Source organism: Sporosarcina sp. FA15 (assembly GCF_051550195.1).
Lineage (GTDB): Bacteria > Bacillota > Bacilli > Bacillales_A > Planococcaceae > Sporosarcina > Sporosarcina psychrophila.
In genome coordinates this window covers 2,908,563-2,934,251 of the sequence record NZ_CP188818.1, presented here as the reverse complement: position 1 = coordinate 2,934,251, position 25,689 = coordinate 2,908,563, and the positions used below count along the sequence as shown (strand labels likewise).

Annotated in this window: 21 protein-coding genes; 20 read left to right on the top strand and 1 reads right to left on the bottom strand. The window is 41.1% G+C overall.

The window, feature by feature from the left end; genetic code table 11:
• The first annotated feature begins 44 nt into the window (after positions 1–44).
• From essC to ACP8HG_RS13705, 16 genes are all read left to right on the top strand, one after another.
• Entirely contained in the window at positions 45–4,526 is a 4,482-nt protein-coding gene (gene essC, locus ACP8HG_RS13780) for a type VII secretion protein EssC (protein WP_438296819.1), read from the top strand.
• Positions 4,523–7,351, top strand: coding sequence for a type VII secretion protein EsaA (gene esaA / locus ACP8HG_RS13775; RefSeq protein WP_438296817.1), 2,829 nt, complete (start codon positions 4,523–4,525; stop codon positions 7,349–7,351). The genes essC and esaA overlap by 4 nt, the downstream gene beginning before the upstream one ends.
• A complete protein-coding gene (essA, locus tag ACP8HG_RS13770; RefSeq protein ID WP_438296815.1) occupies positions 7,341–7,877 on the top strand; it encodes a type VII secretion protein EssA in 537 nt (178 codons plus the stop codon). The genes esaA and essA overlap by 11 nt, the downstream gene beginning before the upstream one ends.
• A gap of 11 nt (positions 7,878–7,888) precedes the next feature.
• Positions 7,889–8,251, top strand: coding sequence for a YwqH-like family protein (locus ACP8HG_RS13765; protein WP_438296813.1), 363 nt, complete (start codon positions 7,889–7,891; stop codon positions 8,249–8,251).
• Positions 8,248–8,550: a YwqI/YxiC family protein gene (locus ACP8HG_RS13760; RefSeq protein WP_338655059.1), complete on the top strand. Its 303-nt coding sequence runs from the start codon at positions 8,248–8,250 to the stop codon at positions 8,548–8,550. The genes ACP8HG_RS13765 and ACP8HG_RS13760 overlap by 4 nt, the downstream gene beginning before the upstream one ends.
• Complete coding sequence (locus tag ACP8HG_RS13755; protein WP_438296811.1) at positions 8,547–10,124, top strand: ribonuclease YeeF family protein; 1,578 nt, start codon at positions 8,547–8,549, stop codon at positions 10,122–10,124. Before ACP8HG_RS13760 ends, ACP8HG_RS13755 begins: the two co-directional genes overlap by 4 nt.
• Positions 10,121–10,909 (top strand): hypothetical protein, encoded by a 789-nt coding sequence (locus ACP8HG_RS13750; RefSeq protein ID WP_438296809.1) that lies wholly within the window; start codon positions 10,121–10,123, stop codon positions 10,907–10,909. The genes ACP8HG_RS13755 and ACP8HG_RS13750 overlap by 4 nt, the downstream gene beginning before the upstream one ends.
• 21 nt (positions 10,910–10,930) lie before the next feature.
• A complete protein-coding gene (locus tag ACP8HG_RS13745; RefSeq protein WP_438296807.1) occupies positions 10,931–11,386 on the top strand; it encodes a DUF5085 family protein in 456 nt (151 codons plus the stop codon).
• Entirely contained in the window at positions 11,383–11,832 is a 450-nt protein-coding gene (locus ACP8HG_RS13740; protein ID WP_231885715.1) for a DUF5085 family protein, read from the top strand. Before ACP8HG_RS13745 ends, ACP8HG_RS13740 begins: the two co-directional genes overlap by 4 nt.
• A gap of 439 nt (positions 11,833–12,271) precedes the next feature.
• On the top strand, positions 12,272–12,529 hold the full coding sequence (locus ACP8HG_RS13735; protein ID WP_338655070.1) for a hypothetical protein: 258 nt from the start codon (positions 12,272–12,274) through the stop codon (positions 12,527–12,529).
• Between the two features lie 47 nt (positions 12,530–12,576).
• Positions 12,577–13,131, top strand: a complete 555-nt coding sequence (locus ACP8HG_RS13730; RefSeq protein WP_421101590.1) for a hypothetical protein — start codon at positions 12,577–12,579, stop codon at positions 13,129–13,131.
• Between the two features lie 298 nt (positions 13,132–13,429).
• Positions 13,430–13,993 carry a hypothetical protein gene (locus tag ACP8HG_RS13725; protein WP_438296804.1) on the top strand — a complete coding sequence of 188 codons (564 nt, stop codon included), beginning with the start codon at positions 13,430–13,432 and terminating at the stop codon, positions 13,991–13,993.
• A gap of 321 nt (positions 13,994–14,314) precedes the next feature.
• Complete coding sequence (locus tag ACP8HG_RS13720; protein ID WP_438296802.1) at positions 14,315–14,596, top strand: hypothetical protein; 282 nt, start codon at positions 14,315–14,317, stop codon at positions 14,594–14,596.
• A gap of 21 nt (positions 14,597–14,617) precedes the next feature.
• On the top strand, positions 14,618–15,229 hold the full coding sequence (locus tag ACP8HG_RS13715) for a hypothetical protein (RefSeq protein ID WP_438296800.1): 612 nt from the start codon (positions 14,618–14,620) through the stop codon (positions 15,227–15,229).
• Positions 15,230–15,257: 28 nt separating this feature from the next.
• Positions 15,258–15,635 carry a hypothetical protein gene (locus ACP8HG_RS13710; protein ID WP_438296798.1) on the top strand — a complete coding sequence of 126 codons (378 nt, stop codon included), beginning with the start codon at positions 15,258–15,260 and terminating at the stop codon, positions 15,633–15,635.
• 709 nt (positions 15,636–16,344) lie between these two features.
• A complete protein-coding gene (locus tag ACP8HG_RS13705; RefSeq protein WP_067212603.1) occupies positions 16,345–17,271 on the top strand; it encodes an aldo/keto reductase in 927 nt (308 codons plus the stop codon).
• A 377-nt stretch (positions 17,272–17,648) separates the two neighbouring features.
• Here the strand turns inward: ACP8HG_RS13705 and ACP8HG_RS13700 are convergent, their stop codons facing one another.
• Positions 17,649–17,831 (bottom strand): hypothetical protein, encoded by a 183-nt coding sequence (locus tag ACP8HG_RS13700; RefSeq protein ID WP_438296796.1) that lies wholly within the window; start codon positions 17,829–17,831, stop codon positions 17,649–17,651.
• Positions 17,832–18,054: 223 nt separating this feature from the next.
• Between ACP8HG_RS13700 and ACP8HG_RS13695 the strand changes: the two genes are divergently transcribed.
• The 4 genes from ACP8HG_RS13695 (at position 18,055) to ACP8HG_RS13680 (ending at position 25,638) form a co-directional block, all read left to right on the top strand.
• Positions 18,055–20,793, top strand: coding sequence for a M14 family metallopeptidase (locus ACP8HG_RS13695; RefSeq protein ID WP_438296794.1), 2,739 nt, complete (start codon positions 18,055–18,057; stop codon positions 20,791–20,793).
• Between the two features lie 954 nt (positions 20,794–21,747).
• Positions 21,748–22,017, top strand: coding sequence for an excalibur calcium-binding domain-containing protein (locus tag ACP8HG_RS13690; protein ID WP_187045853.1), 270 nt, complete (start codon positions 21,748–21,750; stop codon positions 22,015–22,017).
• A 705-nt stretch (positions 22,018–22,722) separates the two neighbouring features.
• A complete protein-coding gene (locus ACP8HG_RS13685; protein ID WP_438296792.1) occupies positions 22,723–24,027 on the top strand; it encodes a glucose-6-phosphate isomerase in 1,305 nt (434 codons plus the stop codon).
• A gap of 786 nt (positions 24,028–24,813) precedes the next feature.
• Complete coding sequence (locus ACP8HG_RS13680) at positions 24,814–25,638, top strand: alpha/beta fold hydrolase (RefSeq protein WP_399629138.1); 825 nt, start codon at positions 24,814–24,816, stop codon at positions 25,636–25,638.
• Positions 25,639–25,689 lie beyond the last annotated feature (51 nt).

Sequence of the window (25,689 nt, the reverse complement as noted above, 5' to 3'; positions counted from 1 at the left end):
ATTCGTAAGCGAAAACTAGGAACTAAAAAAAGAAGGTGTACATGATGAAACAACTATGGGTGTTTTACGGGGAACATTATCAACGTATCGATGTGGATGAAAATTCTTTTACTTCACTAACTATCGGGCCAGCTATCGAAAATGATATCACAATCCTGTCGTATCCATTTACATCGGGCCATTTCACAGTAGCGAAGGAAGAGGATGGTTTTACGGTTCATGATGGAGTCGATCACGTCGGTCGAATATCGGACAAAGGGAGTTTGTCGATTGAACAAAAAGAACTAATTCTTCATTTATATGTCTTAACTGCTCCCGCTTCTACCAAAACGTACTATCTCGACTATGAAAATGAAGTTTCGTTTGAGAGTCGACTTGAAACGGCAACATTCAACCGAGAAGAAGTTACTTTTTCAAATGTAGAATCCGGTCAATTTTCATTGAATAAGACATTGGCTGGCTGGATTATTAAGAAAAATTACAGTTGCCCGCTCTATGTGAACGGCAAAAGAGTTGACATGAATGAGCCCCTTCAAATCGGAGATGTAGTTCAGTGGGCATTCATGGAAATGAAATTAATCGAACAAGACATTTTAGAAGTCGTTACTGCTGCCCAGTACGAAACCCGACTGTCAGAAATTGACGTACCACAGTCTGAACTCGTTACGATGTATCCCGATTACAGACGGACACCCAGAATGATCTACGACTTGCCTGAAGACAAAGTGTCACTATCCTTTCCAACGCAGGAAAGTGATGATTCAGGGCGCGGTCTTTTGCTTATTATTGCACCGCCGCTAGTTATGCTCATCGTCATGGGGCTTGTTGCCATTTTGATACCCCGTGGGATTTTCATCATCATTTCCATTTCCATGTTCCTAATGACCTTGGTCACTTCAACTGTGCAATTTTTTAAAGATCGGAAAAGACGTAAGGTAAATGAAGCGAAAAGACGCCGTGTCTACACAATCTACTTGCAAAATATGCGTCAAGAACTATATGAATTATCCAAAAAGCAAAAAGAAGTATTGGACTATCATTTTCCACCGTTTGAACAGATGAAGCAATTGACGAATCAGTTGTCGGGTAGAATTTGGGAAAAGACATTGGAAAGTCATGATTTTATGGAATTTAGACTTGGTACCGGCAATGTGCCCGCTAGTTATGACATTAAGTTGTCATCGGGGGATTTGGCGAATAGAGAAGTCGATGATTTGTTGGAACAAGCACAGCGCATGGAAACGGTCTATAAGGAAATTCCAGGTGCCCCAATCACTGCCCGTATATCGCAAGGAATTTTAGGACTTATCGGAAAAGCATCGATTATCAAGCGTGAATTACGCCAGATTGTTGGGCAGCTCGCTTTTTCTCATAGTTACCATGATACACGTTTCATCTACATCTTTAACAACAAGGACTACGCAGACATCGAATGGATGAAATGGTTGCCACATTTCACACTTCCAAATATGCATGCAAAAGGATTGATTCATAACGAAGAGACGCGCGATCAGTTGCTGTCGTCACTCTATGAAATAATTCGCGAACGCGATATGGATGACATGAAAGGGAAAGTGAGATTCACACCACATCTTGTATTCATCGTTTCCAATTACCCGTTAATTGCGGAGCATGTCATTCTAGAGTACTTGGAAGGGAAAAGTAATGAGGATCTCGGCATTTCTGTCATATTTGCTGAATCGGCACAAGAGCGTATGACTGAAAATGTTCATACGCTTGTCCGTTACGTAAATGACTGGGAAGGCGATATCCTCATCAATGCTGGAAAAGCAGTTAATACGCCATTTCAACTGGATGCCTATGATGAGAAAACGAATGAACGCTTTGCTCGAATGCTGAAGTCGCTCAATCATCAGATAGGCATGAAGAATTCGATACCGAGTTCGGTCAGTTTCCTTGAAATGTTCGGGGTGAAGGACGTTAAAGATGTTCCGATTGGACGCAATTGGCTGACGAACGAATCGTCGAAGTCACTTGCCGTTCCAATCGGTTTCAAAGGAAAAGAGGAACTTGTCCATTTGAATCTACACGAAAAAGCGCATGGTCCTCATGGTTTGCTGGCAGGGACGACGGGTTCAGGGAAAAGTGAATTTCTTCAAACGTATATTCTATCGCTTGCCGTCAATTTCCATCCCCATGAAGTCGCTTTTCTATTGATTGACTATAAGGGTGGAGGAATGGCGCAACCGTTTAGAAATATTCCTCATCTATTAGGCACCATCACAAACATTGAAGGCAGTAAAAACTTCAGTATGCGTGCACTTACTTCTATTAATAGTGAACTGAAAAGGCGGCAGCGTTTATTCGACCAATACGTCGTCACACATATCGATGATTACACGACGCTCTATAAGGAAGGAAATGCAGCTGAACCCTTGCCGCATCTGTTCCTGATTTCAGATGAATTCGCAGAGTTGAAAAGTGAAGAACCTGAATTCATTCGCGAGCTAGTTAGTACCGCCAGAATTGGCCGAAGCCTGGGTGTCCATCTTATTTTGGCAACACAAAAACCGGGCGGTATCATCGACGAACAGATTTGGAGTAATGCCCGTTTCCGTGTCGCATTGAAAGTACAGGATGCATCGGATAGTAAAGAGATTTTGAAAAATGGCGATGCTGCCACAATTACTGTAACCGGTCGAGGCTATTTACAAGTGGGGAACAATGAAGTCTATGAATTGTTTCAATCTGCTTGGAGCGGCGCGCCGTATATGGAGGAAACATTGGAGGGCGAAGATGACATTGCGATTGTCACGGACCTTGGTCTGCATTCTCTTTCCGGTATCGAAACAAATATCAGCAAAAAAAGAAGCGGTCTAACAGAAATGGAAGCCGTAACGGCAAAAATTGCACAAACACAAGCAGATATGTCCATCCGGAAGTTAGCGAGTCCGTGGTTACCGCCGCTGGCAATGCGTATCGAAACGACGGAAGATCGTTCTGCAATACAAGTTGGTTTTTCGCTCGGGATGATTGATGAGCCAGAAAAACAAAGTCAAACACCAATTGGTTATGATTGGACGAAAGATGGCAATCTGGGTGTTTTCGGATCATCAGGGTATGGAAAGTCGTATACACTGCTGACGGCAGTTCTGGGAATAGCTGATCATCTACCGCCGAGCGAAGCGAACTTTTATATTTTGGACTTCGGCAATGGATCGCTACTACCACTCCGACAACTACCGCATACAGCTGACTATTTCACGCTGGATGAAGAGTTGAAGCGGGAAAAACTCGTTAAGTTGATGAAAGATGAGATTACGAAAAGGAAATTGGCATTCCAACAAGCGGAAGTCAGCAACATTAATATGTACAACGAATTGTCTGCGCATCGTTTGCCGCTGATCTACATGGTTGTCGATAATTACGATATCATCCGTGAAGAGATGGAAGAGCTCGAAATGCAACTGATCCAATTCGGGCGTGACGGACAGTCGCTTGGTATCTATCTGTTTATCGCTGCGACGCGCGTGCAATCAGTTAGACAATCACTCATGAATAATTTGAAAACGAAAGTTGTTCATTATTTAATGGATGCTACGGAATCCTTTACAGTCATTGGACGTGTCCCATTTGAGTTGGAGCCGTTCCCTGGCAGGGCTATTATCAAAAAAGAGGATCCACATTTCGCGCAAGTTTTCCTTCCGGCGCCGGGGGCAAATGATTTCGAAGTCCTGGAAGCGATTAAAATGATTGCTCGAGAACTGAAGGAGAAATACCGTGGCGAGGAACTTCCTCAACCGATTCCGATGTTGCCGTTCGAATTGACGTCAACCATTTTCCCTTCTTATGTATCAGGGGAACAGGAAAATGGACTTGTTGCAATCGGATTGGATGAAGAAACAGTACGGCCGATAAAGATCGACTTCAGGAAAAATCGCCATTGTCTGCTAGTTGGACAAGTACAGCGAGGAAAAACAAATACATTGAAGTGGATCCTTCATACGCTGATGGATCAAGACGTTGGCTTCATCGCGATATTTGACTCATTTGACCGGGGCTTATCCATGTTTTCCGGAGACCCGAAAGTCGACTACTTGGAAACGAAAGAACGTCTCATGGAGTGGTTAACGCAAGCTGAACAATTCTACATTCAAGCCGAAAATGCGTATCTGGAAACCGTCCAGTCAGGAAACAGGGCAGCTGAACTTGTACCCTCTTATTTCATCATCGATGGCTATACACGGTTTTTACAAGTAGCAGATATTGGCATACAAGATCGCTTATCGAAGCTGATGAAAAAGTATTCCCACTTAGGGTTCAATGTCATTATCTCTGGAAATAATGCGGAAATCACGAAAGGCTACGATGCATTCACGAATGAATTGAAGCTGGTTCGGCAAGCGCTTATCTTCATGAAAAAATCAGAGCAGACATTATATACTGTTGCGTACGAACGCAAAGAAATGGATCTTCCGTTAGGATTTGCACATTATATTTTGAATGGCAATGCTAGTAAAATACAAATTCCGTTAAGTGAGATTGAGAGGAAGATTCTGCAATGAAAAAGAATAAGAGTTTACTGAAAATTGGTGCGGGAATTGTATTAATACTAGCTGTTCCCATTTTGTTTTTTCAACTACTAGGTGTGAATCTGTTTAATGCGGATAGTTCCAATAAACGAATTATAGCGATTGTCAATGAAGACCAAGGTATGTCCAAGGATGATGAAACCGTCGATATGGGAGAAGAGGTTGTTTCCATTCTAGCCGAAGATTCAAAGTATGAATGGAAAGTCATGAGCCGTGGTACCGCTGTTAACGGGTTAAAATCGAATCAGCATGAAGCGATTGTGTATATTCCTTCAGACTTCTCGGAAAGTATCATGTCATATGATCAGCAGAATCCAGAGCAAGCGGAATTCTCCTATGAAGTACAACGACAAAAAGCGGGTTCAGAAAAAGAAAAAGTACTCCATGAAATTGAAACGGCCACAAACCGTGTAAACGAAAAGGTTTCGACACTCTATTGGAGTTATGTTGCACAAGAAATGGATCATATTAAAAAAGAGTTCACAACGATTCTGGGCAAGGAAACAGAATTCCTTACTGCGATGTCCGACTATTATAAACCAGGGTCCGAGAAGCTAGCGGAAGAGATGAAGAGCCAGAAAAAACAAATGGAAGGACTGCGCTCCGTAATCAGTGATGCAAATAATGGTCATAATGCCCGAATTGAAAATGCAGACTCATTCGGACAGCAAATGAACGGTTTCATCACATATGTACAGCAGTATAAAGAATTTCAACAACAGCAAAAAAATATTCTTCAACAAGTCCAAGATGATAGTCTAGCTAAGATTCATGCTGCTGCGGCAACTCAATCGAGCCAGTTCAACGAATCGGTCCAGATGCTTGAAGAAAATAACGAAAAGTTAAACGGTGAAATTGTCAAAGTGAATGAAAAAATTGACGCGAATAAAGAAAAATTCAATGCACTGTCCGATTTGCGTAAAAACGAAGTCGATCGACAACTAGTGGACCTTCTTGTCGTCCAAGGAACTGCGATTGACCGCTATAATAATTCGATTTTAGGTAATTTGGAAAAAGGAATTGCGGCTGGAAAAGATGGATCGGCTGTAGGTGGTACAACTAATCCAACAGCTGATCAGCAACAAATGAACGCAATCAAAGAAGAAATGGACCGCAAAGCCGGTGCTAAGCTCGCAGCTGCATTGCCAGGGCTCGAAGAAGAGCAAAATAAAGTGACTGCGATTTTAGCAGCATTGACCGCGATGAAAGCTAGTGTTGCCGAAGCGACTCCCGATTCTACATTCATAAGTGAATTGGAACAGCTTGAAGGCGAGCTATCATCGATGAACGCAGTCATGTCAGAAAAGGAAGCACTTTGGAGCGGTACAAAGAAAGAAGGAACGGATGATTATGTAAAAGCATCCACCGACTACAAGGATCTGGTTGGTGATTATGATGTATTGAACAAGGAATATGAATCGATTCAACAAATTTTGAATTCAGCCCCTGCAGATACAGCGCAGATGATTTATCAAATAAAGCAAAAAGAAGCATCCCTTCTTAAGCACGATGGATTGTCGGGGGATCAACGGAATAGATTAGCAGACTTGTTTGCGAAAGGTGCTGCTAGCACGGATACAAAAACATTGTTGACCTATTATGCAACGCTCGAACAATTTGGTTTTACCCTCGACGAGCAGGGGCAAAGTACGCATAAAGATGGCGTTCTAAAAGATGAAATCTTAACCGCATTATTGAAAAACGTTGTCGAGATGAATGAAATAGAACTCGAAGGCTGGACTTCTGTAGGGGACGGTATCCCTGAAACTGAGCTCGGTATGAGTGAGTTGAGTACAACGTTTGCTGCAATCATGTCCGGTTACAAAGAAACAGTGCAAGAGCAGCATGCTGCGCTATTGAATGATTTGAGTATGATTGATGAGCAAGCAAACGTTTTACTTAGCCAGATTCAAAATACTGCAGGCGAACCTGTTGCGGCAACAAGTGAAGGCGAAGTTGCTGCTAGTCAAAGAAATGTGAGTGGTCAACTTGTTTCGCTCAGCGGCATGATGGATTCATTGTCAGAGAGGCAAAAAGGTCTTGTCAATTACGCGAGTGATCTAACTGCAAAAGCGGATAATATGAAAGAAACGTCTACCGCATTCAGCGATAAGTGGGAAACGAATGTGGATGCAATGTCAGCATTTGATACGGATATTCAAGACTTTCTTGGTAACACCTATGTTGACGGGCAAGAGAATGGCTATGTGTTCAATCATTTTGTCAATCCACTCCAGGTAAAAGGAGAGGCCGCATTTGCGGATGAAGTGAGGAAAGTACCGCCTGTTATTCTACTACTCATTTTGCTTATTAGTAGCCTGTTAATTGGTTTCTTTAGTTATCAAATTAAAGAAGGTCCAATTGGCTTCCGCTTAGGATTGACTTGCATGCTGTCTTTACTCGTAGGTCTTATTATCAGTCTCTACAGCATAAACATGTATGTGCTGAATGACCAACGTGCAGTTGAATGGACAGTATTCACCATCCTTCTCCTATTGGCTAGTGCCGCGGTTATTCGGGCAGCACTTGAATTCGGGCAAACAGCAGGATGGATTGCGAGTGTCGTACTGATGTGTCTATACATTACGCCGCTTCTAATCCTTGCAGTACCTGAAATAAACATTCCAGATATTTTATCGACTGTTTATATGTCCATAAAATATGAACCTGAAACGAACTTCATATGGGGAGCGGTACTTACAGGAATCATTGCGATTGCGATGATCATGATTTCTTATTTGATCAATAAATACAAAACAAATGACACGTCTACGGCAGAACAAGCTCATGACAACTAAATCGACTTGGCTGCTACTTGTAATCCTGTTAATCGCTTGGACGGCGGGTCATAGTACCGTTCAAGCAGCTCCGGATGATGAACCCAATCTCGATTTGGAACCAGTTGTTTATGAAAAACTAAAGTTCAAGAAAAACACCGATTATTTGCATGACAGTAAAAAGGTTGAGATGAGAAACACAATCCCTGTTAAACAGTTTGATATTTACTTTGATGGTAGAAGGCAATTACCGAAGAGAAGCAATGGATCCTATCTTTTCCAAACTAAGGAACGTGGAGAGAAAAGTACTGTCGCAGCAAAAACAGCCGAACTCGGTCTCTTTTCCAGTGCTGAAAAGAGTGGAAAGAAAACCAACGCTGTCAAGATCGTAGAAGAGAATACCGCTACTAATAAGCCGAGGACACTGATTTTATTGGCCATTATTGTGGCTGGGCTCGTTACCTTGTTTACGTTTTTCTTGCCAAAGCTAGTCAACACTTCTGAAGGGGATCAACGAAATTTACGGAGTGATAAAACAACAGGATAGGAGGAAAAGACTTGCTGGCTTATTACAATGAACTATTACGGAAAAAGCTGGAAGAAGTGAGGCGTCTCACCAAATGCCAATCAGACTTAGTGATAAAACAATCGGAATTTCAATCGGATGAAAAAAAGTGTCTGGAACCAGAATTATCTACGAGTACATGGCATGGTACGCTGGCCACTGCTTTTCAAGATATTCGTGAAGCGGGAATCCATACACCTTTCCTGGAAATAACCGGAGCCCAGTTCACGAACGTGTTTACTGCAATTGCTGACAAGATTAATTCGCTTAACGCTGAAATCGTTTCTATCGAACAGACCATTGCGCGTCTTGAGGCGGAAGCTAAGGAAGAAGCAGAGGAGGCAAAAACTAGATGACTACCGAAGTGAAAATAGTGTATGCAGATGTTGAAAGTAAAGTCAGTGACATGAGCAATGCAACCACATTGCTTAATCCGAAAGCAGAACCACCAATTACAGGGAATACACTGGATGTCGTGACGAAATTGACGGAGCTTTCGACTAAGCTAGAAACGTTACTAACGAGTTATCAAACGGTGCTTCTTGCTAATAGTGTAACGACTACCAATTCAGTCAAGTTTATGAGTGAATCCGATGAAAAAGTAGCATCTGTCATGCAGTGCACACTAGCAGGACCGAAGCAGGTGTCACAATGAAGGTACTGGACGTCAGCCCATTTGAAGAGGGTTTGCAGAACAATATTACAATGCTCAGCCGTTTGGAAGGTGAGATGAAAGCAATTGAAACTGCCGTTGGAGGACTCGTTGCGCTGGATGATTCCCTGAAGGGACAAGGCGGGAACGCTATCCGAGCATTTTATAACGATTGTCATATGCCGTTCTTACAGTTTTTCACGACCTTTAAATCTTCTTATGACAGCGTTCTAAGCCAAATGAAATCCGCTCTCGACACGCTGGAATCGGCTTCGAACGGTTACATCCAAGAAAGTTTTCTCGAAGCGGACGTTAAACAAGGACTGACAACAATTGACCAATTAACGCTCACTTTGACGGACGAAGCGAATGCTATCATGGATGAAGTCAGTGACATCGTCGCTCTTCCGCACTTGAATGACAGCGAAGTGCACGAAGGCGTGAAACGTGCACAAACGAAGCAGGAAAAAACGGTCACTGATCTCCATGAATTCGATGCAACGCAGACAGCCGCATTAACGCAGATTGAAGCGGATTTGCTGACAATGGAACTGTGGTTGCTTGAAATAGAAGGTATGATGAGCAATGGCCTGACCGATATAGATTTTCAACCTGAACAGTGGGCGGAGCAATCGGAAAACCAACCGCTCAAAACAGAACTGCAACACCGAGTTGACGTTATGAATGGCGTTGTCGAAGACGGTTCAGAGGATGAAACGGGAGAGGTATCAACTACTTCTGCCAATGGCTATGTAATGATGTTGAAAGAAGCTGTCGGTTTGGCAAAAAAAGCGAACAGTACGATTACTGGAGGGCTCTCTAGTTTGGGCATGTATGCTGCAGGTAAAGACGGTGGTTTGAGTACTTCAAGACACTTAAATCTGCAAACAGGCAACTATTCATATCGCATCAATGCAACCCAAACCGCATTAGACCGTTTAAAGGTCAATCCCGATGCGAGAGCACTTAAAGAACTCATGGCAGGACTTCCTAAAGGGAATAAAAAATGGTCTCCGAAGCATTATGGCATTCAAGCTACCAATCAGGCGATGCTGAAGTTTGCGTCACAGAAACCGGGACAGAGCGGCTGGTCAGGTACTGGAGAGAGTGTACTGAAAAAGCATCCAACTTTGGCTTACTGGAATGACCAAGCAACCATTAAACAACAGGCAAAAACAATAGGAACAGCGACCATTAAAGGCGCAGGTAAGTCCTTTACGGATGTCGTTGATTTTAAAGGCATTGCGAATAGCGGCATTGTAAAAGGAGCTGCTAAATCACTCGCACCTTTAGGAGCAGGTCTTAGTTATTATAGTAACTATTCTACAGCGAAAGACGAAGGACTAGACGACGGTGCAGCTGCAGGTAGGGCAACAGTTGACACGGCAATCGATTTAGCGATCGGCGGCGCAGTACAAGTCGGATTCACTGCAGCCGGTACAGCGCTAATCCCAATACCGGGTGTAGGTACCGCAGTCGGTGTAGTGGCAGGAATAGCAGTGAACTCCTTATTGAATGTTAAATTTGGAGATGACGATAAATCAGCAATGGACCATATTAAAGGGTGGTTCCATTGAGCGAAGAAAGGGTGCATTTGATGTCCTCCAAACGAACAGTAGAAGATTTCGAAGTACTGAGAGGACCTCTTGAATCGGGTAGACAACGTCCCTCCGCTTTGGCGGGTATCCTTGTTCTATGCGTATTTTTACAGGCATTACTATTTTCACTGGAATACTTTGTTGCAGGAGATGTGACAGCATATCCATACAAAGATGAAATATTGAAGGTTCATTTCTGGATAACGGCGGGACTTATTGTGCTGTCTCTTATTTATGCAATTCCAGCAGTCTATAAAAGAAGTGGCAAGGTCCAGTATTTACTGTCCATCTTAGTGGCCCAAAACCTATTTTCCGTTTCTCTTTTTATCTGTGCATTATTTTTCATCGGAAAGAAAGGGGAAGGCTCGTCGGTTGCACCAGAATCACTTCTGAATTTCACCTATATCACACTCCTGATAGGGTTACTGGTTTTTATCGCCACATTCGTTCGTTTCGCTATTTTACTGCGCAATGGACATTATCGCAAAGGGTCGAAAAAAGATGAGCTTAGAACACGGTTTGAAACAAAATCGTACATACCAGCCGCTGTTCTTGGCGGAATTGGATTGGTCTTTGTGATCCAGTACATTGCCAGGACCTCTGCAATCACAGATATCAATATCATGGTTGTCATTGCGATAGGCATTTTACTGTTCTACGTCATGCTATTCATCCTGCCCGAGCAGCTCGTCATCTTGTATTGCAAGTTCCGTTTTAAAAGCTTTAATTTTAATGAACAAGGAAACTTATATAACGAAAAGTGATGTTAGAAAGGGTGTTTGTAAATGGGAATCGAAAAACGTTCACTGACTTTCAATAACGTACTAACATATGAAACAGAACAAAGAAAAGAGAACTGGCAAGAAGCCATCTTCATGCTAGAAGAGTTCACGCTCAATAAAGATGTCTACAAAAACGGTCCGGTATTTTTCTCATTTGTTCAAAACCTAGGGGATGAAACATCCGGGAAATTCACCTACTACTTGCCAATCAGCAGTCCAGTCGTTTTAGTAGATGAGTCTGATTTTACTTTCCATGAAAACCTAAGCATCGGAAGTGCATTGGTCCTACGGCAGGCTGATGAAAAAATGGATTTCGCCGCTGCCTATGAAGAAGTGAAGGCATACGCCAACACGCAACAAATCGAATTGGACACTACCTATTATTGCGTTTTACTGGATGTATACGGGGATATCATCATCGATCTCTATGTGCCGATAAAAGGGCAGGGCGATGCATGATGATTGCAGAAAACCATCAGATTGCATACCGCAATGTCGCGTCCAAACTATATAACTTTTTACCCGAAGAAATTGATCTTGCTTTAACGGATTTTGTATCGATTCTAGACGAGTATGGCTATCAAATTACGGGACCGATGTTCTTTTCAATCATCAGTAATCCGACCGATGAAGTTATGACAGCTGAATTATTCCTTCCCATTAAAGGGAATCATTTTATAATCCCGAAGGAAGCAGAAGTTAATTTCCACAGCTATTTCCTAGTTGACCGTATGCTCACGACACGAATCAAAGGCAATTTTGAAGTGGAAGCACAGGTGAAGTATTGGGAGCTTATGGAGTATATGAACGCACATGAAAAAACTCAAAAAACACCTATTTTTGTTGAGTACAAAAAAAGCCGCGCGGGACAGACCTATACGGAGATGAGTGTAGGGGTTTTATAATACTTATTAAGAAGATTAGGTCGAAAAAACCTTGACTGGCTTTAAGTCTTTCAAGGTTTTTTGAGTTTGGAGGTGTGCTATTCGTTGCTACTCTCATCCGATTTTCTGTTTTATTGAAAAGAGGGAAGTATCAAAAGGGATCGAAATGAGATGAACTCCGAGCGAAATTCGAAACGAAAACGTATATTCCAGCCGTTATTATTGGAGGTACTGGACTTGTGTTATCGTTCAATTTGTCGTGAGAACGTTCAATTTGGCTGATATCGAAGAGGCTGTCATATCAGTCCTATGCTTTGCCGTATTCTATACGATGATTTTTGTATTGCCCGAGCAGCTCGTCATTTTGTATTGCAAGTTCCGCTTCAAAAGCTTTAATTTCGATAAAAGGGGTTATATGAACTCTGAAGACTAAGATGTAGGAAAGAAGTTCTTTTCCATTATGAGCAATCCCACTGCCGAACTGTTTATTCCAATTGAAGCAGAAGAGGAAATTAATTTTAGCAGTTATTTCCTGAACGACCGCATGATTATGACTCGACTAACAGATGACTTTGATGCCCAATCACAGGTAACGTTTTGGGAGCTTCTCACCTATATTGAAGAGCATGAAATGAGTCGGAAAACGTCTATATTCATAGAGTTCAAAGAAACGAATGCAGGGCAAACCAATGTGGAGATGTCTGTAGGGGTGCAATGATGAACAGGCGATGCGTTACTATTTGCAATTTGATTAGGAGGATTCGCATGAAAAAAACCATATTTTTTTTGATAGTAGTTTTACTATTGGCAGGATGTGCCTCAAAGGATAATAATAGGGAAAAAGGGGCTGAAGAAAAAGTGGATAAAACAGTTGAACAAGAAACACTTTCGTTGCAATTATTGAAAGCAGACGAAGAAGCCGGGGTAACGATTGAAAATAGCGAAGTCTATAAAGAGTTAAATCGAATGATTACGGAAAATGCAGACATGGGACTCGCCAATGATTTCAGTATTAATATTATTGATATCGTGGACAGTGGAACAGAAAACGCTTCATTGCTTTTCTTAGCCATCAATCGTTTGGATGAACCTATGAAAAACATCAAGTTCGACTATACATTAGGTCATGATAATGGTGCATTTGTGTGGGAGGGCGTTGAAGTGGACCTTTCCGAGCAGGAAACAGGTATCATTCAATCGAATCATGCAGTTCCATTCTCTCTAAGCATAACGCCTGAACAAGAAGCAATCATCGACACACTTGAACAAGATAACCAAGTCGTGAAGATGGATAATTTTAAATTTGAATCAGTAAATTAATGAAAGCGTTGCAATGCTACTTTTGATTGCAACGCTTTTAGTTGTTCGTATTTATAATTTAATTGGCGATGCAATAAAAAAGAGAACAACAGGTATCATTAATAAAGTTTCATCTTGGTATAACGGATAGGAGAGTATCAAAATCGGGGAAAATAGAATCGATACAATTACATTATCTTATTTAAAATTCCAAACGCCTAAGGAAAACAGATCTAATATTATTTGTTTTTTCTTAATATTATTATATGTAATTGGTGTAATTCCAATTTTAGGAGTACCATTTTCGTTTATTTATTTTATGGCGGCAATTGTGCCAGTAGTAATCCTGCAAATTTGGGCATTGCTTTATTTATTCGCCCCATACAAATTTGAGAAGTCCTATTATCTCTTTTTTGGTGTATATGGGGTTGTTAATACATATGTCTATTTTTTAGCAATACAAAAGTTATTGTATCTTCACTTAGGAGCAGAAGGGAAAGGTCCTTTTATTATTGGATTTCTTCTCTTTATCGGCTTACTGGTAACGATGAACTGGTTGAATATAAAGGCGCTGTACACAGGAACATATCATAAAATGCAACAGATGGAGAGTATTAATGTTAGATGGTTATCATTCGCAGGATTAGGATATGTAATCGGCCAACTTATATTAACGTTTGTCTATAGTGAATCCGCAAAAATGATGATTTTCATTTTTTTAATTTCACTATTATCAATTATAACAGCATATTTTTCTGTATATCTGCATCGTTACTTTTATATTGTCAAAAACAAGGGTCTTGTAAAGCAGGTTTATCCGGAATTTAGTTTGCCACTGAAAGAAAGACAAGACGGATCTAAAAAAAGTAATAGAAAGAAGTGAAGATATGATTCCAGAGTTTACGGAAAATGATATTTTCGTTATGTTGCAAACGCTGAATACAAAGTCAATCATCGGTTTTTCCAATCCATTTATAGCGTTAACAAAATAGGAAATAGATAAGGAATGGGAGAAAACGTATAAGAAACTTCATCTTCGTGGGCTTGTTAACCTCGTCGACGGTGAAGTTAAGTTAGAGGAAGGGTTCGCCAATGCGCTCTGGATTATGTCCAGAACGAATTTGACTGTGGAAATTCTTACTGACGGAAAAAGAAAAGCGTATTTTATTTCGGTACAGAGAATGTAGTTGAATGCTCTAAAACTTTGGGGAATAATTACACGCTCTATATGCACGGGGCTCCTAACGACAAATGGAATGGCGTCATCTATCCACATATACTTACTGGCGTTGAAAAACAACACGTGCAAATGAAGGATAGGATTCTTATTCCGACATCTATGAATAATACATGCGTGGAAAAAGATGTAGTTTTGGATACCGATAAACTAGGGCCGTTCAATGAAAGTCCTAATTTGAACAGCGTAACTAAAAAGTTGAATCATTCCATTATAGTAAACTTATACATAGTCAACAGTAATTTTTAATCATGATTGGAGAGTCTCGAAATGAAGAAGCTACTTGGAATTTTATTCGCTGCAATACTATTAGTGGGGTGTAATGCCGACAATGACCAAAAACCGCAGACGGGAGAGAAAGAAAACGTAAAAAAAGAGATAGAGCAACAAGCGCTTTCGATGCAAGTATTGAAAGCGGACGAGGAAAATGGCGTCACGTTGGAAGAAGAGATGTATCAACAATTGTCCGGACTTGTAGAAGCCAATCCCGACATTGGGGTTGCGGACGACTTCAGTATTCATGCAATTGACCTTGTAGAAAAGAGTGCAGGCGAGAGTGTCATGCTATTCTTAGGGATTAACCGATTGGAAAAGGGAATCAAAAATATTACGTTAGAATACACGTTGGGCGTTGAAACGGAGGGTGCTGTAAAATATGTATTCAATCGTGAAAAAGTAGACCTATCCGAAACATTTGCAGGTGTTATTCAGCCAAACCATGCGATTCCATTTACTTTTCCGGTTACACCTGAGGGGAAAGAACTGCTTCAATTGATGACTGAAGAAAACAAAACTGTGAAAATTGAAAACGCTAAATTCGAATTGGAAAAAAAACTAAAATGCTACAGCTTTTTACGAAGTTGTAGCGCCTATTATGTTTAAAGTATGTAGGGAGGTAGGTCTAGAAAACGTGAAGAAAATAATAAGGAACATATGGGAAGTATTGAAGCAATCTGCTTCGGAGATAAAGGCGAATTGGAAGTTTAGTCAACTCGTTCAAGGAAGAAGTAAAAAGATGAAAATGTATGGATTAGTTTATATGAATACCTGTTTTTTTCTTGTCTACGCAAGTCTTTGTTTTATTTCAATGATTTATATTCTTTTTGGTATCATAGGCGGCACAATCCTAGGAATCATGGAAAGCCCATATTGGTTCTTGTTATTTCTATTGCCAGTAGCCGCGCTGCCATTTTTGTATTTTGTACATAACATTTGGACCTCAAACTATTCCGGCTTTAAAAAGGAATATTTAAAAACACATTCGATTCAAGTGCCTCATGGAGAATGAATTTTCCAGTGCATTCCTATTGGCTGATATCGAGGATACCTTCATAACAGTCATATGCTTTGTTTTATTCTATCCGATGATTTTTGTGTTGCCGGAGCAACTCGTTATCTTGTATTGCAAGTTCCATTTTAAAAGCTTTAATTTTAATAAGAGAGGTAGCTTATATAATGAAGAATAAGTAAAGTAACTATGCGGGGCGGACCTATACGGAGATGAGTGTAGAGCCCTTGAAGTGTCCAACGAATCGCCGCAAGTCTCCAACCAACGAAGGTGTGTCCAACAAAACTCTCGAAGTGTCTAACCAATCGCCGTAAGCCTCCAACCAACGAAGGAGTGTCCAACAAAACTCTCGAAGTGTCCAACCAATCGCCGTAAGCCTCCAACCATTCTGGAAAAGTGTCCAACCAACGAAGGAGTGTCCAACAAAACCTTTGAAGTGTCCAACGAATCGCCGCAAGTCTCCAACCATTCTGGAAAAGTGTCCAACCAACGAAGGAGTGTCCAACAAACCCCTCGAAGTGTCTAACCAATCGCCGTAAGCCTCCAACCAACGAATGTGTGTCCAACAAAACTCTCGAAGTGTCCAACCAATCGCCGTAAGCCTCCAACCATTCTCGAAAAGCCTCCAACCTAAGCATGAAATTGTTCTTTTACCTAGATTGTGAGGTATTCTAAATAGTGTGACTACATTTAAAGGAGGCTTTTTTCCATGAAATATACGCAAATTAAACATACCGAACTCAACGCATCCAACATTATTATGGGGAATATGCGTTTGACACAGCTTTCTTTAACGGAAATAGAGCAGTTAATCCGCACTGCACTTGATGAAGGGATTAACTTCTTTGATCATGCAGATATTTATGGTCAGGGTCGGTGCGAAGAATTATTTGCCGAGGCGATTCAAATGAGCCCTAGTATTCGTGATAAAATGATTTTGCAAAGTAAATGTGGCATAAAAGGCCAAGAAAACTACTTTGATTTTTCCAAAGAACATATCCTCGACTCAGTTGACGGTATTTTAAAGCGTTTAAACACGGATTACTTGGACCTGCTACTCCTTCATCGTCCTGATCCATTAATGGAGCCTGCTGAAGTTGCCGAGGCATTTGAGAAATTGCATAGCAGCGGAAAAGTAAAACATTTCGGGGTGTCGAACCATAACCCAGCACAGATCGAATTGTTGCAAAAATATACACCACATAAATTAGTAGTCAACCAAATTCAGTTTAGTATTGCACACACACCGATGATTGACGCGGGAATTGCGTTAAATATGAATATAGATCAAGCTATTAATCGTGATAGCAGTATACTAGAATACAGTCGTTTGCATGATATCACGCTACAAGCATGGTCACCATTTCAAAATGGGTTCTTTGCTGGCCCATTCCTTGGCGACTTAGAGAATTTTTTAGAGTTGAATAAAGTGATTGACGAAATTGCTGCCAACTATGACGTAACAAACACGGCCATCGCAACCGCCTGGATTAGCCGCCATCCAGCTAACATCCAAGTCGTACTCGGAACAACGAATCCTCAGCGATTAAAAGACGCATGTAAGAGTACAGATATTACGTTAACAAGGAAAGAATGGTACGACATTTATAAAGCAGCTGGAAATATCGTTCCATAACAACACCATTATCAATTACAACGAAAACAACCTCCTGACCGGATTATCGGTCGGGAGGTTGTTCTGGTTTGAACCAATCATACCTCCACGCCAACCGATCATATCCCGCGTGGCCCAATCATGTATCTGCGCTAACCGATCATATCCCACGCGACCCAATCATATCTCCGTGCTAACCGATCATATCCCGGGGAGACCGATCATATGTCCGCGCTAACCGATCATATCCCACGCGACCCAATCATATCTCCGTGCTAACCGATCATATCCCGGGGAGACCGATCATATGTCCGCGCTAACCAATCATATCCCACGGGTCCCGATCATATGTCCGTGCTAACCGATCATATCCCGGTTAACCCGATCATATATCCGCGCTAACCAATCATATCCCACGCGACCCAATCATATGTCCGTGCTAACCGATCATATCCCACTGCAGACCAACCATAGATGATACCGAATGCCGCCCGTACAATCCTACTACTGAGAATTGTCGATAGTTGTGCGAGGAAGGCAAGCCGGAAATTAGCGCAAATCCATTCAAAGTTTGGAAGCACTTAGTTGCTTCCAAGGAGCTATATAAACAGTAGAATATCGGACAAACTTTGGACCTTCAAACCTAATCACGATATTAAAGTAATATCTCACCATAATAATAGGCGCACTATTCAAATTAGTTTAGAATTCGAAGTAAATTCACTGTCAAACAATTTGTAGATTTGTTATATTAAATCTGTAGTCTGACAATCTACAAACAATATGAAAAGGGGGAGTTAAGTAGTGAAACGGTTTTTAGTAGCATTTTTATCCATCTATATGGCAATTACGATGGCATTGCCAGCATCAACGTTAGCTGCCCAGACAGTTGATACTGTCCAAGTTAGCCAAGCGACCCAACTAGAGGTTAGCAAATCCCTATTCTCACTTACGGAGATTCGCGATGTAGAGTTGGAAGTTGATTTTGGAAAGAAAGTAGACCTAACCAAACTGGAATTTCAATTTGGAGGGAAAAGTCTATCGGAGTGGAAGATGTGGGATGCGAAAGCGGAATCATATTCTGGGGATCCATTCATCATTGTTAAAAAAGAACCACACTATGTCGGCGGAACAACTAAAATTGCCGCTGAACTAGAGTTTGGACTACCTTTTAATACGGACAATCTATCAACACGGTCAATTCGTGTCATCTACAAAGAGCTAATTGGAGACTATGAACTTGCTTTGGTTGATGCTGCAAATGATTTAAATGCATCAACGACTGTAAAGTTAAATGTCTATGACCAATATCTCGACTGGGAAGCTATTAAGCCATCTATTGATAGTATTTTTGCCGAGTCAAATAAATTAAACGATCGCTATTTAGAGTATCAAAGCCCAGGTAAATCTGTCGAGGGCCGCGACTTTCACCTTGTAGTACTTGCAAAAGATAAAGAAGCAGTGGATAAGTATCTCAATCAAACACTACCGACTGCGCTTGAAAATCCGGAAGAGCTAATGAAGAAGATTAAAGACGGCACGATGGGTGACTATCAAGTTCCAGTCTGGTTCAATAATATCCATCCAGATGAAGTGGAAGGTATCGACTTCCAAACAGAGCTGCTAAAGAAATTCGCGATAGAATCACAAGTTAAATTCACATCAAAGGATAAAAATGGTGATTCTGAAGAAGTCATTTTGGATATGGATAAAGTATTAGACAATATTATTTTTATCTTTAACTTTTCACACAACCCGGACGGACGTGTCCTGAATACGCGCGCTAATGCACTTGGATTTGATTTGAACCGTGACAATGCTTACCAAACGCAGGTTGAAACGATTCAATTGAATCAAGAAATTGCGAAGTGGACTCCGCTTACAATGGTAGAAGGGCATGGCTATGTAAATGGATTCTTAATTGAACCGGCTACACCGCCGCATAACCCGAACTTTGAATATGATTTACTTATTAAAAGCATGACTGAACAGGCACATGAAATGGGGAAAGCGGGAATTGGTAATTCTAATTTAACTTCTTATTTCCTAGCTTCAGAAGGCTATAAAGATGGATGGGATGACATGGGTCCTTCCTATACACCTATCTTTTCAATGCTTCATGGAACACTTGGACATACTGTCGAGGTGCCAACTTTAAGTCAGGACTCTTTACGCGCTATGGTAGGTACTGGCCTTGGAGCTACAAACTATGTCCTTGAGAATAAAGACGAGTTATATTTAAACCAGCTTGAAATCTTTAGTCGTGGAATTAAAGGACAAGACAATCGTCTCGTTGATCCATTGTTAACGAATGCAGCTGGAGAATCAATCGGTCGGGTTCGCGGAAACAATGAAAACTTCTTCCCGGATTACTATGTATTACCGGCTGATGCAAGAAATCAGAAGAACGTACTAGAAGTTTATAATATGGTAACGTATTTAATCCGCAACGGTTTAACAGTTGAACAAACGACTAAAGACATAATGATTGAAGCAACTACTTATCCGAAAGGAACTTATGTTGTTCCAATGAAACAAGCAAAGCGCGGCTTGGCTAATGCGATGCTTTATAAAGGCGATGATGTTTCTGATTGGGAAGCAATGTACGATCCCGTTGTTGTTAATTTCCCAGCGCTTAGAGGTTTTGACGTCGTTGAGGTACGTTTTGGAGATGAAGAAGGATTCGAAGGACATACAACGAAGGTTAGTGCAATCGAAGTTCCAGCAAGCGAAGTTAAGAAAACGGCTACTAGACAAGTACTAAAAAACACTAATAATGACACAATCAAACTTGTGAACAAACTCCTTGCAGAAGGAAAACAAGTCGGCTTGGTGCAAGAGGAAAAATTCGGATTCCGTAAAGGCGATTTCGTAGTTAATACAAGTGATTTACTATCCTACGTCGAGGATTATACCTTTGAAGCGAATCCTTTACCAGCATACAATGCGTTTGAAATAAAGTGGATTTCGGAGCCAAAGGTAGCAGGAAGTGGTTCTAGCCAATTGACATTTTCGTTGAAAGAGCTAGGCTTTAAGCTAGTTGATGAGAAAAATGCAGAAGTCATTATCTCTGATAGTACTTTGCCTAAAGATTTATCTGGTAAAACGTTCGTAGGTATTGGTAACAGTGTACTAAAAGCCGTTAAAGATACAAAGTTACTTGAAGGATTCGATTATGTAACGACTCAAGGTGGACATGAAGGACTTGTGAAAGCGACAGTAAATGTCAATCACCAATTAACTTCTGGTTATAAGGCAGATGAGCTTCTATATACAACGAGGGGTTCATGGATAACTGAAGTGCCTGTGGATGCTGAAGTATTGGCAACAGTCAAAAATACGGATGATTTCTTCGTTTCGGGATGGTGGCCTGGACATGAAGGGGCGCAGGGGCAAACATTCGCCTTTACGCAGCAGTTGGAAGATTCAACAGTGACGCTATTTGCGAACGACTTAGCATTTAGAGCCCACACGAAATACTATTACCGCATGCTTGCGAATAGCATCTATGCTTCGGCAAGTGAAGATACAACGCCAGAGTGAGCAGTTGATGCGAAACCGGCTACCGCCAAGTTAAATTCGAAGCAAAATAGAAAGTTTCAAAATAGTAAATAGACCCAGTCATTAATAAAATGACTGGGTCTATTTACTCGTGCTAAATTGAAATCTCTAGAATTTGTCATTTTCATAGGCAGGTCATTCATATACGAGCCCGAGCCGATCATATCCGCGTGCAGCCGATCAAATCTCCGCGCTAACCGATCATATTCCGCGTGACCCAATCATATCTCCGCGCGAACCGATCATATTCCACGCGACCCGATCATATCTCGACACAGCCGATCAAATCCCGCGCTAACCGATCATATCTTGACTCAACCGATCAAATCTCACGCTAACCGATCATATCTCCATGCAGCCGATCAAATCCCACGCGAACCAATCATATCTCCGCGCAACCGATCATATCCCACGCTAACCGATCATATCTCGACGCAGCCGATCATATCCCCCGATGACCCGATCATATCTCAACGCAACCGATCAAATCCCACGCGACCCGATCATACCTCAACGCAACCGATCATATCCCACGCGACCCAATCATATCTCCGCGCAACCGATCATATCCCCCGATGACCCGATCATATCCCTGCGCAACCGATCATATCCCCGAGGAGCCGATCATATCTCTGCGCAACCGATCATATCCCACGCTAACCGATCATATCTCCACGGCAACCGATCATATCCCGAGCAAACCAATCATATATTAGCTGGAACCGATCATATTCTCAGGCTAACCGATCATATATCAGCCCCAACCAGTTTTTTCAGGGTATTCAATAAACTCAAAGTCTGTTAAGGTAATTATATAGTTCAAGAGGGATGTCTTCAGCCTGATCGCTATGAATGATTGGGATAAAGGAAGGCGTTTTTTCATGCCTATAAACAGGTTCATACCTAAGAGGATTAATTGAAAAGGAGGTTTTTGTTATGAAGAAAGTATTTACTGTCTTGCTGGCATTTACTATTGCGATAGGCTTCTCATTCAGTTCGGTGAATGTTGAGGCGGCTAGCCCGAAAGTCGTGACATATAAAAATTGCACTGAGTTAAACAAGGTGTATAAAGGCGGCGTAGCAAGATCTGCATCTATTAAAAATGTAGGCGGTGAAACCAAGTACAAGCCATTTGTATCTCAGGCAATCTATGATGCGAACAAAAAAAGCGACCGCGATAAAGATTTAATCGCGTGTGAAAAGTAACTATAAAAGTAACGTAACAGCTTCAGTCCAGATGGATAGGAGCTGTTTTTTACTATAGTATCTGGCTAGGCTTGGTTGTTGTTACCCTAATTCGCACTTCAAATTCATAAGTATCCGCTCCCGATGTTTCTTCTTACCAGCTACTTTTATACCGAATTACTGCACATATTCTGCGAGTGTAAATCCTCTCCTATACAACAAGTGGACAGACTTTTAAGTGCACGTTTGACTAATAATTTATTCATTAGGCTATAACGGGATCCACCGAACCGCACACGATACATTGTATTCCAAGATGATTAAATCATGGTTCATTAGCAGTGGTTAAAATAACAGTAATTCATTACGTATTACTGATGTTGTGTAAGTGGGGTAGTTGCATTACGATAACTAAGTGTTACTGAAGGAAATTCCTTCATATAATATATCTTCCACTGTTTAATCATCCATGGAAATTTAGAATTGAAGTTAAGATGCTTCTTGGGCATAATAGAGAAGAAGAGCTTTGATGATCTATTTTTAATTGCGATAGCTGAAGAGGCTCACCTAATGGGAAATGAGTTACTGCCCTATCTTGATAAAAGATGAGTGGGAGTTGGAAGTGATAGACTGTTATTGAACCCGTAGAAAGAAGTCGGACATGTTAGATGAATAGTAATTTATGACTTAAATTGATAAAACCACCTAGAAGGGGAGAATGTCGAATTGGTAATTCCGTTAACATTAAATCAATCACATGTATCTATAAGTAAGCTTGAGGAAGTATTTGGCACACAAGTGAAAACGATTCATCAAGAAATGAACAAAGGTACTTCTGAAGGTGCTGATTATTTGGGGTGGAAGAATTACCCGAATGAGATTTCGTTAAATGAATTAGAGGATGCTCTGAAGGCGGCGAAAAAACTGCGTGAAAATGCAGATTTAGTTGTTGTCATAGGTATCGGAGGTTCTTATTTAGGAGCGAAAGCGATTCAAGACGCTCTATCACCGTATTTTGAAAAAAACTCGGATGATCCTGAAGTACTCTTTGCTGGCCAAAACTTGAGCGGTGCGTATATGAAACAATTATTAAGCTATATGGGGAGTAAAGAAGTTGCCATTATTGTTATTTCGAAATCTGGAACAACGACGGAACCTGCAATTGCTTTCCGGATTATGCTTGAATATATGGAAAACCGTTATGGTTCATCCGCAAGCGAACGAATTGTTGCGATTACCGATAAATCAGAAGGTGCTTTGAGGGAAATGGCTGTCCGTTCAGGATTTACGTCTTTCATTATACCAAATGATATTGGGGGCCGTTATTCTGTTCTCACGCCAGTTGGTTTAATCCCTCTTGCAGTAGCTGGTGTCGATATTGAACAACTCCTTGCAGGAGCAAAAAAAGCCATTCATGATCTCTCGAACGCAGATATAGGTTCGAATATAGCTTATCAGTATGCTGCTTTACGAACGCTACTGTTATCTGAAGGCTACAATGTCGAAATTTTAGCGAGCTTTTCCCCATCCTTTGAAACTTTCCATGAGTGGTGGAAGCAGCTCTTTGGTGAAAGTGAAGGGAAGGGCGGAAACGGTATTTTCCCTGCCGCCGTCGCATATCCTACCGACTTACATTCCCTCGGTCAATATATACAAGATGGTCAACGGATGCTCTTTGAAACGTTTGTCCATTTCACAGAAGAAGCGGAGGATTGTGCGATACCTTCATCCAAAGAAAACTTGGATGGCTTGAATTATCTATCGGATAAAACATTAAATGAAATAAATGAAGTAATGATGCATGGGGCTATGGAGGCGCACCGAGATGGAGGCGTACCTTTACTACGTCTTGAAGTGGCTAAGCAAGATGCCTATCATGTTGGTTATCTCATATATTTCTTCCAACTTTCATGTGCAATGAGTGCTTACTTGCAGGGCCTAAATCCTTTCGACCAGCCAGGGGTTGAAGAATATAAAAACAATATCTTTAGATTGTTGGAGAAACCCGGGCATGTAATAGCGGCTCTATAACAGGTGTAAGTTTTAGTGATCTACAACTTAATAAAATGAAGATCAGACATGTACGTAAATGTCTGATTTTTTTTGTATATAGGAAATGATTGGGCTGGGGGGTGTATGTGATTGGTTATGTGGGGGTTATGATCGGTTGGCGTGGAATATGATCGTTGGTGTGGCGTTATGATTGGTTGGCGGAATATATGATCGTTGGTGTGGCGTTACTGATCGGTTGTCGGGGAATATGATCGTTGGTGTGGTGTTACTGATCGGTTGGCGGAATATATGATCGTTCGTGCGGCGTTACTGATCGGTTGGTAGGAAATATGATCGTGCGTGAGGTAGTAATGACTGGTTGGTGGGATATATGATCGAGCGTGTGGTGTTACTGATCGGTTGGCGGGTTATATGATCGTTTGTGTGGCGTTATGACTGGTTGGCAGAGGATATGATCGTTCATGCAGGGTTATGATCGGTTGGCGGGTTATATGATTGTTCACGCGGCGAATGTGATTGATTACCGGTGGAATATGAACGTCCTATACAAGCGGATGAGTTTGAGGAATAATATTTGGCTAATAATGGATAAACTCTCTAAGGGTAGCGTGCACAAGGAGATAATTCTCTTTTGTGACAACAAAAAGTACAGTGGGAAAATTCGAGGCGATTCTTTCAGGCTAGCACAAGACTTTTGTAAACGAATGAATTACAATAGTATTCATAAGATAACAAAAACCGACAAATTTCGATAAAATGTAGGTTTTTTGTGGATTGCTCTAAAGGGAAGAGGGTTAATTTCATTTGTTACATTATGAAACGCATAACTTAGGTCCTCAGCATGAGTGGGTCGTATTTCTTCATGGCTTGGGTGGGAATTCGAATATATGGTATAAACAAATAAAAGAGTTTAAAAAGCATTTCAATCTTCTCTTCATTGACTTAAGAGATCATGGCGGTTCTGCTAATTATGAACCTGAAATGCTGACATATACACCTGAAATTTTAGCTAAAGATGTCGTAATGGTAATGGATTCCCTTTCTATTGAAAAGGCTCACTTTGCGGGGATTAGTTTGGGTTCTGTTGTCTTACATGCGATGCATATTTACGCACCCGGTAGAATTAAAAGCATGATTTTAGGCGGTGCAATTATCCGGTTAACAAGTGTTGCGAAAGTGATTCTGAGAACAGGAAATTTGCTTAAAAGTGTGGTCCCCTACATGTGGTTGTATAAAACATTTGCACGTATCCTTATGCCTAAAGCACACCATAAGAAGTCAAGGGATGTTTTCATCCTAGAAGCAAAGAAAATCCGTCAAAAAGGGTTTATTAAATGGTATCGATTTGCTGCCAAGGTTTGTGAAATTTATCCGCGAATTGATTGTGAAAAACATGAAATTCCCAAGATGTACATCATGGGTGATCAAGACTATATGTTTCTTGGCCCCGTTGAAGAAGATACGATAAAGGATAAAAGCGCTAGATTGCATATTATTGAGCAATGCGGCCATGTCTGTAATATTGAGAAGCATAAAGAGTTCAATCAAATAGCTATACAGTTTATCAAGGAACAAGTTAAAGTGGAGCAGGAATTATTAGCAACTAGTAAGCTTGTTAGTATTGCCTAATGTTAAATGAGGACCAGCCTGGATTGTGAGGGCTGGTTTTTTGTGCTAGTT

Excerpts from the sequence above, each read along its gene's own strand:
- esaA (WP_438296817.1), top strand. The coding sequence starts at position 4,523 with ATGAAAAAGAATAAGAGTTTACTGAAAATTGGTGCGGGAATTGTATTA.
- essA (WP_438296815.1), top strand. The coding sequence starts at position 7,341 with ATGACAACTAAATCGACTTGGCTGCTACTTGTAATCCTGTTAATCGCT.
- ACP8HG_RS13735 (WP_338655070.1), top strand. The coding sequence starts at position 12,272 with ATGAGCAATCCCACTGCCGAACTGTTTATTCCAATTGAAGCAGAAGAG.
- ACP8HG_RS13755 (WP_438296811.1), top strand. The coding sequence starts at position 8,547 with ATGAAGGTACTGGACGTCAGCCCATTTGAAGAGGGTTTGCAGAACAAT.
- ACP8HG_RS13760 (WP_338655059.1), top strand. The coding sequence starts at position 8,248 with ATGACTACCGAAGTGAAAATAGTGTATGCAGATGTTGAAAGTAAAGTC.
- ACP8HG_RS13740 (WP_231885715.1), top strand. The coding sequence starts at position 11,383 with ATGATGATTGCAGAAAACCATCAGATTGCATACCGCAATGTCGCGTCC.
- ACP8HG_RS13690 (WP_187045853.1), top strand. The coding sequence starts at position 21,748 with ATGAAGAAAGTATTTACTGTCTTGCTGGCATTTACTATTGCGATAGGC.
- ACP8HG_RS13715 (WP_438296800.1), top strand. The coding sequence starts at position 14,618 with ATGAAGAAGCTACTTGGAATTTTATTCGCTGCAATACTATTAGTGGGG.
- ACP8HG_RS13730 (WP_421101590.1), top strand. The coding sequence starts at position 12,577 with ATGAAAAAAACCATATTTTTTTTGATAGTAGTTTTACTATTGGCAGGA.
- ACP8HG_RS13705 (WP_067212603.1), top strand. The coding sequence starts at position 16,345 with ATGAAATATACGCAAATTAAACATACCGAACTCAACGCATCCAACATT.
- ACP8HG_RS13725 (WP_438296804.1), top strand. The coding sequence starts at position 13,430 with ATGGCGGCAATTGTGCCAGTAGTAATCCTGCAAATTTGGGCATTGCTT.
- ACP8HG_RS13745 (WP_438296807.1), top strand. The coding sequence starts at position 10,931 with ATGGGAATCGAAAAACGTTCACTGACTTTCAATAACGTACTAACATAT.
- essC (WP_438296819.1), top strand. The coding sequence starts at position 45 with ATGAAACAACTATGGGTGTTTTACGGGGAACATTATCAACGTATCGAT.